The sequence below is a fragment of the Streptomyces sp. NPDC048479 genome, from assembly GCF_040651435.1.
Taxonomy (GTDB): domain Bacteria; phylum Actinomycetota; class Actinomycetes; order Streptomycetales; family Streptomycetaceae; genus Streptomyces.
In genome coordinates, this window is the sequence record NZ_JBEZKA010000016.1 from 67221 (window position 1) to 79673 (window position 12453).

11 protein-coding genes are annotated in these 12453 nt (G+C 68.2%); 3 read left to right on the forward strand and 8 right to left on the reverse strand.

What is annotated here, in order from left to right; all coding sequences use genetic code 11:
- Nucleotides 1-26: 26 nt before the first annotated feature.
- On the reverse strand, nt 27-2933 hold the full coding sequence (locus AB0D12_RS24245; protein WP_362686847.1) for a UPF0182 family protein: 2907 nt from the start codon (nt 2931-2933) through the stop codon (nt 27-29).
- Nucleotides 2934-3070: 137 nt separating this feature from the next.
- Here AB0D12_RS24245 and AB0D12_RS24250 point away from each other — a divergent pair, with 137 nt between their 5' ends.
- A complete protein-coding gene (locus AB0D12_RS24250; protein ID WP_362686514.1) occupies nt 3071-3628 on the forward strand; it encodes a PPA1309 family protein in 558 nt (185 codons plus the stop codon).
- A 195-nt stretch (nt 3629-3823) separates the two neighbouring features.
- On the opposite strand, the gene AB0D12_RS24255 is transcribed toward AB0D12_RS24250, so the two are convergent.
- From AB0D12_RS24255 to AB0D12_RS24270, 4 genes are all read right to left on the reverse strand, one after another.
- Complete coding sequence (locus AB0D12_RS24255) at nt 3824-4912, reverse strand: PDZ domain-containing protein (RefSeq protein WP_362686517.1); 1089 nt, start codon at nt 4910-4912, stop codon at nt 3824-3826.
- Between the two features lie 101 nt (nt 4913-5013).
- Nucleotides 5014-5184: a hypothetical protein gene (locus tag AB0D12_RS24260; protein ID WP_327325954.1), complete on the reverse strand. Its 171-nt coding sequence runs from the start codon at nt 5182-5184 to the stop codon at nt 5014-5016.
- 123 nt (nt 5185-5307) lie between these two features.
- Complete coding sequence (locus AB0D12_RS24265; protein WP_362686521.1) at nt 5308-5769, reverse strand: molybdenum cofactor biosynthesis protein MoaE; 462 nt, start codon at nt 5767-5769, stop codon at nt 5308-5310.
- A 111-nt stretch (nt 5770-5880) separates the two neighbouring features.
- Nucleotides 5881-7008 carry an SDR family oxidoreductase gene (locus tag AB0D12_RS24270; RefSeq protein WP_362686524.1) on the reverse strand — a complete coding sequence of 376 codons (1128 nt, stop codon included), beginning with the start codon at nt 7006-7008 and terminating at the stop codon, nt 5881-5883.
- Nucleotides 7009-7199: 191 nt separating this feature from the next.
- Here AB0D12_RS24270 and AB0D12_RS24275 point away from each other — a divergent pair, with 191 nt between their 5' ends.
- Nucleotides 7200-8645 (forward strand): zinc-dependent metalloprotease, encoded by a 1446-nt coding sequence (locus AB0D12_RS24275; protein ID WP_362686527.1) that lies wholly within the window; start codon nt 7200-7202, stop codon nt 8643-8645.
- Complete coding sequence (locus tag AB0D12_RS24280) at nt 8642-9190, forward strand: NUDIX hydrolase (RefSeq protein WP_362686530.1); 549 nt, start codon at nt 8642-8644, stop codon at nt 9188-9190. Before AB0D12_RS24275 ends, AB0D12_RS24280 begins: the two co-directional genes overlap by 4 nt.
- A gap of 80 nt (nt 9191-9270) precedes the next feature.
- Here AB0D12_RS24280 and AB0D12_RS24285 read toward each other — a convergent pair whose 3' ends face one another.
- The 3 genes from AB0D12_RS24285 to AB0D12_RS24295 are packed head-to-tail and all read right to left on the reverse strand — an operon-like array spanning nt 9271 to nt 12397.
- Nucleotides 9271-10026 (reverse strand): AIM24 family protein, encoded by a 756-nt coding sequence (locus AB0D12_RS24285; protein ID WP_362686533.1) that lies wholly within the window; start codon nt 10024-10026, stop codon nt 9271-9273.
- A gap of 18 nt (nt 10027-10044) precedes the next feature.
- Complete coding sequence (locus tag AB0D12_RS24290) at nt 10045-10725, reverse strand: AIM24 family protein (protein WP_362686536.1); 681 nt, start codon at nt 10723-10725, stop codon at nt 10045-10047.
- A gap of 13 nt (nt 10726-10738) precedes the next feature.
- On the reverse strand, nt 10739-12397 hold the full coding sequence (locus AB0D12_RS24295; RefSeq protein WP_362686539.1) for a TerD family protein: 1659 nt from the start codon (nt 12395-12397) through the stop codon (nt 10739-10741).
- Between the last annotated feature and the right edge of the window lie 56 nt (nt 12398-12453).

Genomic DNA, 12453 nt, shown 5'->3' on the forward strand with positions numbered 1-12453 from the left:
GTACCACGACGCGGGATGGCCCCTGCTCAGCCGCCCTTGGGGGTGGTCGCCGGACTGGGCTTGCTCTGAGCCGCCGCGGCTCGCTCCAGCGCGTCCTGCAGGGCAGCCTGTGCCTTGCCGTACGCCTCCCAGTCCGTCGGCTTCTTGTCGAGTGCCGCCTGGGCATCGTCGTACGCCTTCTGGGCGTCCGCGATGGCGGCCTTCAGCCCGGCGTCACCGGTCGCCGGGGGCGGCTTGGTGGTGTCGCCCGGTGGCGGTGTCGTCGTCGGTGGCTCGGCGACGTTCTGCTCGAAGACCGCGTTGAGCGCCTCCGTGAGGCTGTCCTTGAAGACCGGTTTGCCTCCGCCGTAGGCGACGGCGACCTTCTTCAGCAGCGGATAGTTCGCGCTGCCGCCTCGTGCGTACACCGGCTCGATATAGAGGAAGCCGCCGTCCAGCGGCACCGTCAGCAGATTGCCGTACTCGATGTCGGAGTCGGTGCCCCTGAGGTCCCTGACGAAGGTCGCGACCTCCGGCACACCGTTGAGCTCACTCTGCACCTGTTGTGGACCCTGCACCGTCTCGGTGACTCTCAACAGCCGTATCGTGCCGTACCTGTCGCTGTTGGCATCGGCGTCGACCGCCATGAACGCACCCAGGTTGGGGCGTCCGGCCGGCGTGAACGTCGTCGTCAGAGAGAACTTCTGCGCCTTGTCCCCGGGCATCTTGAGGCTCAGGTAGTACGGCGGAACGGCGCTGGTGTCCTTGTTCGTCGGGTCGTCCGGCACCTGCCAGGCGTCACTGCCGCTGTAGAACTGCTCGGGCTCGGTGACGTGGTACCGGGTGAGCAGCTCGCGCTGCACCTTGAACATGTCCTGCGGGTACCGCAGATGGGCCTTGAGGTCGGGCGAGATCTTGTCCTTCGCCTTCACCGTGCCGGGGAACGCCTTCATCCAGGTCTTCAGCACCGGGTCCTTGGTGTCCCACTGGTACAGGTTGACCGTGCCGTCGTACGCGTCGACGGTGGCCTTCACCGAGTTGCGGATGTAGTTGACCTGGTTCTGCTGCGCGACGACCGCACGCTGATTGGTGGTCAGCGAGTCGGCGGTGGTGTCCCCCAGCGTCGTACGGGAGGCGTAGGGATAGCCGTTGGTCGTGGTGTACGCGTCGACGATCCACTGGATGCGGTGGTCGACGACCGCAGGGTAGGCGTCGCCGTCAATGGTCAGCCAGGGCGCGACCGCCTCGACGCGCTCCTTGGGCGTGCGGTTGTAGAGAATCCGCGAGCCCTCGCCGACTGCTCCCGAGTAGAGGATCTGCGGCTCGCTGAAGGCGACGGCGTACGCGGCGCGGTTCAGCGGGCTGGAGAGGTCGACCCCGCCCTTGCCCTTGTAACTGGTGGTCTCCTCGCCGTTCTTCTCGTAGTCGAGCTCCTTCTGCGGACCACCGACGATGGAGTACTGCTCGGTCTTCTCGCCGTAGTAGATCCGCTGCTCGTACTTGCCGAGCTGGCCGCTGGTCGGCAGCCCGGACTCGGTGAAGTCGGGCGAGCCGACGGTGCCCTTGTCCGGGTCCGTGATGGTGTTCGTGCCCTTGGCCGCGATCGCGCCGTAGCCGTGGGTGTACGTGAAGTGGTCGTTGATCCAGTTGCGCTTCTGGATGCCCTTGATGTTGAGCTCACGCAGACCGATGACCGTGTCCTGCGGCTTGCCGTCGGTTCCGGGGTAGCGGTCGACGTCCAGAGTCGCGGGGAACTGGTAGTACTTGCGCTCCTGCTGGAGCTGCTGGAAGGCGGGCGAGACGACGTTCGAGTCGACCAGGCGGTAGCTGGCCGCCGTGGGGGCATCGGCGCGCTGCTGGGCCTTCCGCTTGGGGTCGCCCTTGCCGGAGTAGTCCTCCGGGTTGGCGTTGTCGATTCCGTACGCGTGCCGCGTGGCCTCGATGTTCTTCTTGATGTACGGGCTTTCCTTGGCCTGCTCGTTCGGCTGGACCTGGAACTTCTGCACGATCGCCGGGTAGAGGCCGCCGATGAGGATCGCCGACAGGACCATCAGCCCGAAGCCGATCACCGGCAGCTGCCAGGTCCGGCGCCAGAGCGTCGCGAAGAAGAGCAGGGCGCAGATGACCGCGATGCAGAAGAGGATCGTCTTCGCCGGGAGGTAGGCGTTGGCGTCGACGTAGCGCAGGCCCGTCCAGTTGCCGGTGGCCTTGAAGTCGCTGGACTTCACCGCAAGGCCGTACCGGTCGAGCCAGTACGCGACGGCCTTGAGCGAGACGAAGACACCGAGCAGCACCGAGAGATGACCGGTGGCCGCGCCCGTCGCCCGCGCGCCTGGGCTGGTGATGCGCAGTCCGCCGTACAAATAGTGGGTCAGCGCGGCGGCGATCAGCGAGAGCACGGCGGCCGCGAAGCCGAAGCCGAGCATGAACCGGTACCAGGGCAGATCGAACGCGTAGAACGACACGTCCATCTGGAACTGCGGGTCCTTCTGGCCGAAGGAGACGCCATTGACCCACATCAGCCAGGTGCGCCACTGACCGGTGGCGGAAGCTCCGGCAATCAGCCCGACGAGAGCGGTGATCGCGAGGAGCACCCACTTCTTGTACGGGGCGATGCCCATCCGGTAGCGGTCAAGACTCTGCTGCTCCAGCGACATGGCGCTCAGCGGCGGCCGCAGCCGGTGCGCGAGCCAGATGTTCACGCCGACGGCTGTGGCCATCAACAGCCCGAAGACCGCGAACAGCCCGATCTTGGTCCACAGGGTGGTGGTGAAGACGGAGGAGTAGTTGACCGAGCGGTACCAGAGCCAGTCGGTCCAGAACCCGGCGAACATGACGAAAGCCATGGCCAGCACGGCCAGCACGCCCAGTGTCATGAGCAGGGTGCGGACACGCCGGGACGGCCGGCCCACTCTGATCCGTGGCCCGGTCGGGCCTCCGCCGCGGTCCGGCATCTGGAAAGCCAACGTGCGCACCTCGAAGTTCGCGGTCGTGTGAAATCGGGCCCCGCGATCGTAGAGCCCATTGATGCAACTTACTAAGGCTTTACCTAGTTCCCGTCTCGGGCCCGGAAGGAGGCAGGATATTGGCCATGTCCAACGTTTCCCCTTCAGGCCCCCCGATGGCCGCGAGCCCGCTCACCCGCGCCGTGCTCGAAATCGACGAGTACGCATCAAGGCTCGGCTGGGACCAGCCGGCCAGGCTCTTCGCACTCGTCGACACCGCCCACCTGCGCTCCCAGGAGCCGGGCCTCGCGGCCCAGCTCGGCCTCGACAGCGACGAGGCGGCTGCGCCGCTCACCCCGATCGAGCAGGACGAAATCCCCGCCGGGAAGGCGCTGGACGAGTTCCTCGCCACGATCGCCTGGCCGGAGGCCGTGGCCGGCTGCGCGCTGACGGTGGAGCGCCTGATGCTCCCACCGTCCGCGGAGTCCTCGGTCCCGGACGGCCTCGACGAAGCGGCCCTCACCAAGTGGGTCGCCGCCCACCCGAACCGACAGGAGGTCCGCATGACAGTGGCGGTCCTGCGCGACGGCGCCCGCGAGTCGGCGGTACGCCTGCGCGAAAAGGACTCCCCGACGGAGGTCCTGACTGGCTCGGACCTGGTGCCGGGCCTGACGGAGGCGCTTGCGGCGACGTTCGAGGCGTAACGACGACTGTTGATGGCACCGCCGTACCGGATCGTGAGGGATCGGGTACGGCGGTCTGCTGTAGGGGCGGGGCGGCCGCGGGTCAGGGCCGGGAGCAGCACGCGCGCTCAGGGGCTCTGGGGGGGGCTTCCCCCCACCTTCGGGAAGGGGCCGGGCAGGTTCGGGAAGGGGCGTCCAGACGAAGCGCCCCCGGCCTCAGTTCGCCGCGCAGCCCGGCAGCCCCGCCGTGTCCCCCGACTTGATCTTCTGCAGCGACGTCGTCGCATCGGCGATCGTGTTCACCTTCACCAGCGTCAGTCCGTCCGGGATGTCCGACGCCGCCGCCGCGCAGTTGTCACCGGGCGTCAAGAAGTACTCCGCCCCGGCGTTCCGCGCGCCGACCAGTTTCATCTCGATGCCGCCGATCGGCCCGACCTTGCCCTTGTCGTCGATCGTCCCCGTGCCCGCGACGAACTTCCCGCCCGTCAGATCCTGCGGCGTGAGCTTGTCGACGATGCCGAGGGCGAACATCAGGCCCGCACTCGGGCCGCCCACATCCGCCAGGTTGATGTTGACGGTGAACGGGAACGTGTGGTCGGTCCCGGCCTGGATGCCGACGATCGCCCGATCGCCCTTGGCCGACTTCACCGTGGTGATCGTGACCTTCTCGGTGGTCCGGGGCTCCTTCCCGGCCTTCTCCGCCGCCGCCGCATCCTTCGCCGGCACGATCGTGAAGACGACGTCCTCGCCGGGCTTGTGCTTCACGACCAGCTTGGCGACGTCGGCCGGCTCCTTCACCGGCGTGCCGTCCACGGCCCGGATGACGTCACCCGCGTGCAGCCGGTTCTCCGAAGGCGTGTTCTTGAGCACCGTGGAGACCACGACCCGCGACTTCACCGGGATCTTCAGCTGCTCCAGCGCGGCAACCTTCGCGCTCTCCTGCGACTGGGTGAATTCCTCGGCGTTCTCCTGCGTGGACTGCTCTTCCGTCTTCCCGTCCGGGTAGAGCGTGTCGTGCGGCACCATCACGTTGTCGTGGGCCAGCCAGCCGTAGACCGCCTCGACGATGTTCATCTTGTAGTCCGCACCGGTGACCCTGACCGTGGTCATGTTGAGGTGACCGGTGGTCGGGTATGTCTTGCGGCCGGAGATCTGCAGCACCGGCTCTCCACCGGCCGCGCCCAGGGTGTTCACCGTCGGCCCGGGCGACATCTCCGAGTACGGCACTGGGATGAACACCCCTGCGCAGAGCAGCGCAATGAAAATGAGGGTGGAGGCGAGCATCGTCGCGGTGCGGCGTGGCATGGAACGACAGTACGGGACGGGTCTGTCAGACCACCGTCGGGGCCGGTCCGTACGTGGCGACTTGGCAACTGCGTACGGTCGGCGGCCGGGTCATACCCGGGTCATGCGGCATCAGAACCGGAGTCCGTTTTCTCCATCGCGTCGCGAAACCGCGCATATCCGGCAAGCTCGGCCACATCCCCGGTCGTCCGGTTCCGTGAAGCCCAGCTTCCCCATATCGCAGCACCGACGGCAGCGAAAAGCGGAATCAGCAACCAAGCGAGTGCTGCCATCACGACCTCCCTACCCCATGAGCAAACCCAACTGAGTGATCAGCAGATTAGCCATCTGCCAGTCCAACGCTCGTGGCAGGGGGGCGGTTACGCAAATCGGGGTGCTTGAGCTCCGTCAGGGTTTCAGCAGGCCCCGACCCACTCCTCCGTACCGTCGGAGAACTTCTGGTGCTTCCAGATCGGCACCTCGTGCTTGAGGTCGTCGATCAGCTTCCTGCAGGCCTCGAAGGCCTCCCCGCGATGAGGGCATGACACGGCGACCACGACCGCCAGATCTCCGACCTCCAAGTCACCCACACGGTGGACGGCGGCGAGCGCCCGAACGGGGAATTCCACCGCGACCTTCTCCGCGATCCGGCGCATCTCGGCCTCGGCCGTGGGATGGCAGGAGTACCCAAGGGTGTCGACATCGGCGCCACTGTCGTGGTTGCGCACGGTGCCGACGAACAGCGCGGTGCCGCCCGTCGCGTCGTCGCCGACGGCCGCGAAGACCTCGTCGACGGAGAGCGGGGTGTCGCGGATCGCCAGCAGCCGGATGGGGTCTTCCGCCGCTTGCTCGCCGGGGTGGTCGTACGTGCTTGCCATGCCTTCCATCGTGCCGCACCACACTGACAACGCGGAATAGCTCTTTCGACCGGTTGGGGGCGCGCCGCCTTGGAGCCTCCTACAGACGGCCCGCGGGCGGTTCGCAGGTGGTTAGATACGGCGCCGCGCCTTACGGGCACGCCGCACCAGGGCCGCCGTACCGAGCAGCGCGACCGTCGCACCCGCCGCACCCGCCGCCGTGGCGTCCTTGCGGCCCAGGCGGCGGCCCGCGACGGTGTGGCGGCCCTCCACCTCCTCCAGCAGCGCGGCCAGGACCTCCTCGTTGGTCCACTCAGGTCGCCAGCCCGCGTCGTGGAGCCGACTCACACTGACCACCCAGGGGTGCATGGTGTACGCCAGGTCCCCCGCCGGGGACGGGGTCAGGCCGATCCGGTGGAGCCGGGCCGCGGCACCCAGGGCAACCGCCGAGGGCAGCTCCATCCGTCGGATGCCGCTGAGCTCCTCGACCTCTTCCTGCTCCAGCCAGCCGTCGCAGCCGACCGCGAGCTCCCCGTCGACCTTCTCCAGTGCCGCGTACTCGAGCGCACTCACCAGGTCCTCGACATGGCAGAACTGCCAGGTGGGACGCGATCCGGCGACCACGAGCAGGCGCGGCGACTCGAAGTAGCGGGTGAGCGCGGTGTCAGTACCGCCCACCAGGACGGCGGGTCTTACCACCGTGACGTTGAGCCCGGGGTGGGCGCGGGGTGCCCGGCGGCCCAGGCGCTCGATCTCCAGCAGGTCGCCGACGCCCGTGGCCTCGGCGGTGGCGCGCAACTCCGCGTCCTCGGAGAGCGGGATGTCGTTGTCGGGCAGCGCCCCGTAGACCATCGCCGAGGTGCACAGGACGACCCGGTGGACGCCGGCCGCCGCGGCGGCGGTCAGGACGGTCTGTGTACCGCGCACGTTGTACGCCGTACGGGCGGCCGAGTCGGTCTCCAGGTCGAGATCGAGGGCCAGGTGCACCACCACGTCGGCGCCGCGCAGCTTCTCCGCGATGGCCGGGTCACGTACGTCGAGGATGTGCCACTGCGCGTCGGAGACCTCGCCCCGGCGCTCGTCGATGGCAACGACCTGCTTGATCTCCTCGGACGCGGCCAGTCGCCGGACAAGCAGATCACCGACGCCCGAGGCGGCGCCGGTGACCGCGACGACGGGGCCACGGCCGTTGGACCCGCGGCCCGAGGCCGGGGTTGATTGGTTTCGCGCTGCGCGAACCTGCGGATCTGGGGAACTCACCAGGCGTCTCCAGCGGTTGTTTTCAGTACGTACGCGAATGACACGTCCGTACCAGGTGGCGTCCATCCTGCCGCAGGCCAAGAGTCGGCGGAGCACCGAGCCCATATGCGGCCCGGATGTCTACGCTGGGTGGTGTTGTCGGGCAGTCGCCGTCGGCAGGATGCCGGCGGCCCTACGAGCCGAGGAAACCCGTGAGTGACACCCCATTCGGATTCGGCCTTCCGCCGGAGGAGCCGGAGAACGGCGACGAGGGCAAGGAGAAGGATCCCGCCGGAGGTGGCCAGGACTCCGGCGGTCAGTTCCCGCCCAATCCTTTCGGGTTCGGTACCGGTGAGGGCGGCGGTGACAATCCGTTCGCCGCGATGTTCGGTTCGCTGAACCCGAACGACCTGGGCGCGGCCTTCCAGCAGCTCGGCCAGATGCTGAGCTACGAGGGCGGTCCCGTGAACTGGGACATGGCCAAGCAGATCGCGCGTCAGACGGTCTCGCAGGGCACACCGGACGGCACCAAGGACGAGAGCGTGGGCCCGGCCGAGCGCACCGCGGTCGAGGAGGCCGTGCGGCTCGCCGACCTGTGGCTGGACGGAGCGACCTCGCTGCCCTCCGGTGCGAACACCGCCGTGGCGTGGAGCCGTGCCGAGTGGGTCGAGGCGACGCTCCCGGCGTGGCAGCAGCTCGTCGACCCGGTCGCCGAGCGTGTCGGCCTGGCCATGGGTGATGTGCTGCCCGAGGAGATGCAGGCCATGGCGGGCCCGCTGATCGGAATGATGCGCTCCATGGGCGGCGCGATGTTCGGCCAGCAGATCGGGCAGGCCGTCGGTGTGCTCGCGGGCGAGGTGGTCGGCTCGACCGACATCGGCCTGCCGCTCGGTCCGGCCGGCAAGGCCGCGCTGCTGCCGTTGAACATCGAGGTGTTCGGCAAGGACCTCGGCGTGCCGAAGGAAGAGGTGCGGCTGTATCTGGCCCTGCGTGAGGCCGCCCACCAGCGGCTCTTCGCCCATGTGCCGTGGCTGCGCTCGCATCTTTTCGGCGCGGTGGAGGGGTACGCCCGCGGGATCAAGGTCGACACGAGCAAGCTGGAGGACGTGGTCGGCCAGTTCGACCCGACGCATCCCGAGCAGTTGCAGGACGCTCTCCAGCAGGGCATGTTCCAGCCGGAGGACACCGCGGAGCAGAAGGCGGCGCTGGCCCGTCTGGAGACCGCGCTCGCGCTGGTCGAGGGCTGGGTCGACGCGGTGGTGCACGAGGCGGCCTCGACCCGTCTGACGTCGGCGGACGCCCTGCGCGAGACGCTGCGCAGGCGCCGGGCCTCCGGCGGTCCCGCCGAGCAGACATTCGCGACGCTGATCGGTCTTCAGCTGCGTCCGCGCCGACTCCGGGACGCCTCGCGGCTGTGGGCCTCGCTCACCGACGCACGGGGCGTGGACGGGCGCGACGGACTGTGGGAGCACCCTGACATGCTGCCGACGGCCACTGACCTGGACGATCCGGACGGCTTCGTCCACCGTGAGCAGCTCGACTTCTCGGAGCTGGACAAGATGCTCGGTGAGGCCGCGGGCGGCGGCAGCAAGCCGAATCTCGACAAGGACGACGTCGAGAAGAGCACCAAGGACGACGAGGGCGACAAGGACCAGTGAGCCTGCACGACGACGCCGTACTCGTACTGAAGAGCTACGAGGACCAGGAGGAGCTGCGGCAGGTCTATCTGGACCATCTGGCGGCGCACCCGGACGGAATATGGAAGGCCTGCGAGGCCGGGCATGTCACGGCGAGCGCGCTGGTGATCGACGCGGAGCGCGGCCGGGTGCTGCTGACGCTGCACAAGAAGCTCGGCATGTGGCTGCAGATGGGCGGCCACTGCGAACCGGATGACGCGACACTGGCTCTGGCCGCGCTGCGCGAAGCCACGGAGGAGTCCGGGATCCAGGGGCTGACCCTGCTGCCCGGTGGTCCTGTGCGGCTGGACCGGCATGCGATTCCGGCGCCCTGCCACTGGCATCTCGATGTGCAGTACGCGGCGCTGGCTCCGGCCGGGGCGGTCGAGGAGATCAGCGAGGAGTCGCTGGATCTGCGCTGGTTCACGTACGACGAGGTGGCGGGTGTGGCCGACGAGTCGGTCATACGGCTGCTTGAGCGTACCCGCGCGGCCCTGTCGCAAGCAGTTCACGAGTACGAGGCATGAGTACGAGGCTTGAGTAAGGGGGCATGAGTAAGGGGCGGCCTCTTTTGAGGCTGCCCCTTACCTGTGTGCCTGGTGGCGTGTCAGTTCCAGGCGTTGTTCTGATTCTGAGCGTGGGCCCCGTGCTGGCCCATGCCGTACTGGGCGCGCAGGCCCTGTCCGATCTCCGCACTCTGCGGCGGCATGACCTCACTGGGCTGCACCAGCGCGAAGCCCTGGCCGAGGAAGCTGAGCTCCCAGCCCTCGCCGGTGTTGCCGCGCCTCCGCCGTACGCCGGAGGAGTGTGTCTGCGCCTGCATCTGCACCCGCAGCGCGGACGACCAGGCGACGATCGCGTCGGCGTCCACATTGACGTACTTGTCCGGCGTGACCTGCATCATCAGCGGCTGGCCCGAGGTCATCAGCGCGACCTTGCCCCGGCCGGAGATATTGAGCTGGTACTTCCCGGAGCCGGAGATGCCGTACTGACTGTCCACCGCGATGACCTCGGTGTGCAGCGTGGAGTCGAGCGCCAGGACATAGGCGCTGTCGACCGTCATGCCGTCCTGGTCGACGTCCACGACATGGATGTACTGTGCGAGGTTGGCAAGGTAGACCGTGCCCTGCCCGGAGCAGCGCATCAGGTCCAGACCCTCACCGGTGTTGGCACGGGCTCGCCGCTGGTTGTTCGACTGGTACTCGCCGTCGAAGTCCATCAGCCCCTGGTACGCGACCATGGCGCCCTTGCGGGCGAGGACGTCGTCATGGCCGGTGAGCGAGACCCGCAGCAACTGCGGGTTCTGCACGATGTACCGATCCTGGGACTGCTGTTCGGTGTAGCTGAAGAGCGGACTCTGCATGATGTGTACTCCTCCCCCTCAGTGCTGGATCCGCAGGCGGTCGGTACTGTCCTCACTCGGCTGTACGACGACGATGCCCTGGCCCGAGAAGCCCATCTGGTAGGCCTCTCCGCTGCCCCGCCCGATCAGCGAGGAGGCCTTGAAGCTGCGCTTGCCCTTCACCTTGAGGTTCGGGGACCAGGCGACGAGGGCGTCCGGGTCGACATATGTCTCGTCCTCGCCACGGCCGCAGTCGACGACGATCGGCGTACCGCGCGAGGTGAGGGCCACCCAACCGGTGCCCGCGACCTCGACGTTCCACAGGCCCTGGCCGGCGAACTTGGCCAGGCCCTTGACCCGCTGGACGCCCCACTGCAGGTGCGCGTCGAAGGCCAGCAGATTGGTGCCGTTGACCGAGAGTGAGTCGTTGTTGAGGTTGATGACGACGACGTCCGCGCCGTAGTCGGCGAGGTAGAGCAGTCCGTCTCCGGAGCACTTCATGATGGGCGCACCCTCGCCGGTCACCCACTGGGAGGCGATCTGGCGGACGGCGGGCGGGTTCGGCTCGTACTGGACGAAGCCTTCGTAGGCGACCATCGAGCCGGTGCGTGCGTACAGGTCCTGGCCGGTGGCCATGGCGACCTTGAGCATGGAGCGGCCGTGGTTCTCCATCCGGGCCGCGATCGGGGTCGGGGCGAAGCCCGCGAGTTGCTGGTTCATTCTTCGGGCTCCCTCAGACCTCGTACGGCTGGACGACGATGAAGTTGCCGGGGGCGCCCCGGAACTGGAGGTTGATGGTCTCTCCGCTGTGTCCCGGGTACGCGTTGCGGCGCAGCCTGACCTGGCTGGAGAGGATCACCTGGGACGCGGCCGACCAAGCGACGACCGCATTGCAGTCGGCGAACGTCGTCGGCGTGACCGGCAGGACCACGGGGATGCCGTGGGTCTTCACGATGACCGTGCCGGTGCCCTGGAACATCATGGTGAACAGGGCGCCTCCGGGGATGCCGTGGCCCTCGATCCTGCGGACCTCGTGCTGCAGCGACTCGTCGAAGGCGAGGACGTTCTCCGCGGAGACGCAGATGCCGTCGCCCTGCAGCTCGATGGAGTGCAGATGAGAACCGTTCTCGGCGAGGAAGATCTGGCCGCGGCCGCTGCAGCGCATCAGCTGCATCTCCTGGCCGGTCGCATTGCCGACGATCCGGCCGGCGAAACCAGCACCCTTGTAGCTGAAATCGACCTTGCCCTGGTACATCACCATGCTGCCCTGGCGGGCGAGGACGGGCGTGCCGCCCATGGTCAGATCGACCCGCATGAGCTGCTGGTTCTGCGGGGTCCAGCGCTGGCCGGTGGGGGTCTCGCGGTAGGGCTGGAGCGCGGCCTGCAGGCCGGCGCCGGCTTGCGGGACTCCCTGGGGAACGCCCTGCGGGACGCCCTGGGGGGGCATGCCGGGAGGCTGCTGTCCGTACGGGGACGGGGCCTGCTGTCCGTACGGCGACGGCGCGCCCGGCTGCGGGGCCTGCCCCGGGATCTGTCCGGGCATCTGCCCCGGGATCTGGCCGTACTGCGGCTGCTGAGGCGTCTGTCCGTACGGGGACGGGGCAGCCGGCGGCGGGGGTACGGTGCCGCCGTGCGGGGTCAGCGGAGCCGCGATGGTCGGCGCCGCATGCATCTGCGGGTTCTGCTGAGGGGCGGGCGCCTGGACTGCGGGAGCACCGAAGGAGGGGGCTGGCTGCGGTCCTTGAGGGGCCTGCGGTATCTGAGGCGCCTGCGGTGCGCCGAACGCCGGGGCGGGCGCTGTGGCCTGCGCGGGCGGCGCGAACGAGGGCGCGGCACCCTGCGGTGGCTGCGCGGCCGGTGGCTCCTCGGCGACCTCGCCGCCGAAGTTCTTCAGCAGCGCGTCGAGACCACCGTCAAAGCCCTGGCCGACGGCGGCGAAGCGCCACACGTCCTTCAGGTAGAAGTCACCCAGCATCACGGCGCGCTCGGTGGAGAACTCCGAACCGTTGAAGGCGTACCGGACGACCTCCTCGCCGCCCGCGACGATACGGATGTACCCGGGGCCGACCTGAGACATCTGCCCGGCACCGTCGATGGTCGCGGTGAAGGAGAGTCGGTGGATGTTCGCCGGGATACGGTCCAGAGTGACGCGAAATGACTCGGTGTCACCGGACTGCGCGCCGAGCAGTTGGATGGACTCCTCGGGAGACTTCGGCTGGTTGAAGAAAATGAAGTACCGGTCGTCCGAGAGCTGCTCGTTGGCGTCGAGTCCGAAGCAGCTGATGTCGAAGGTCAGCCCAGGAGCGGCGATCTGCACACCTACGTACAGATCCGTTCCCGGCGTGAGATCACTGATCTTGGCCTTGTGGCCGCGTTGGAATTCCCTGGCCATGCGTAACGACCGTCCCCCATCCCGAAATGTGACTGCGTCGCGCCAGGCTAACTGCT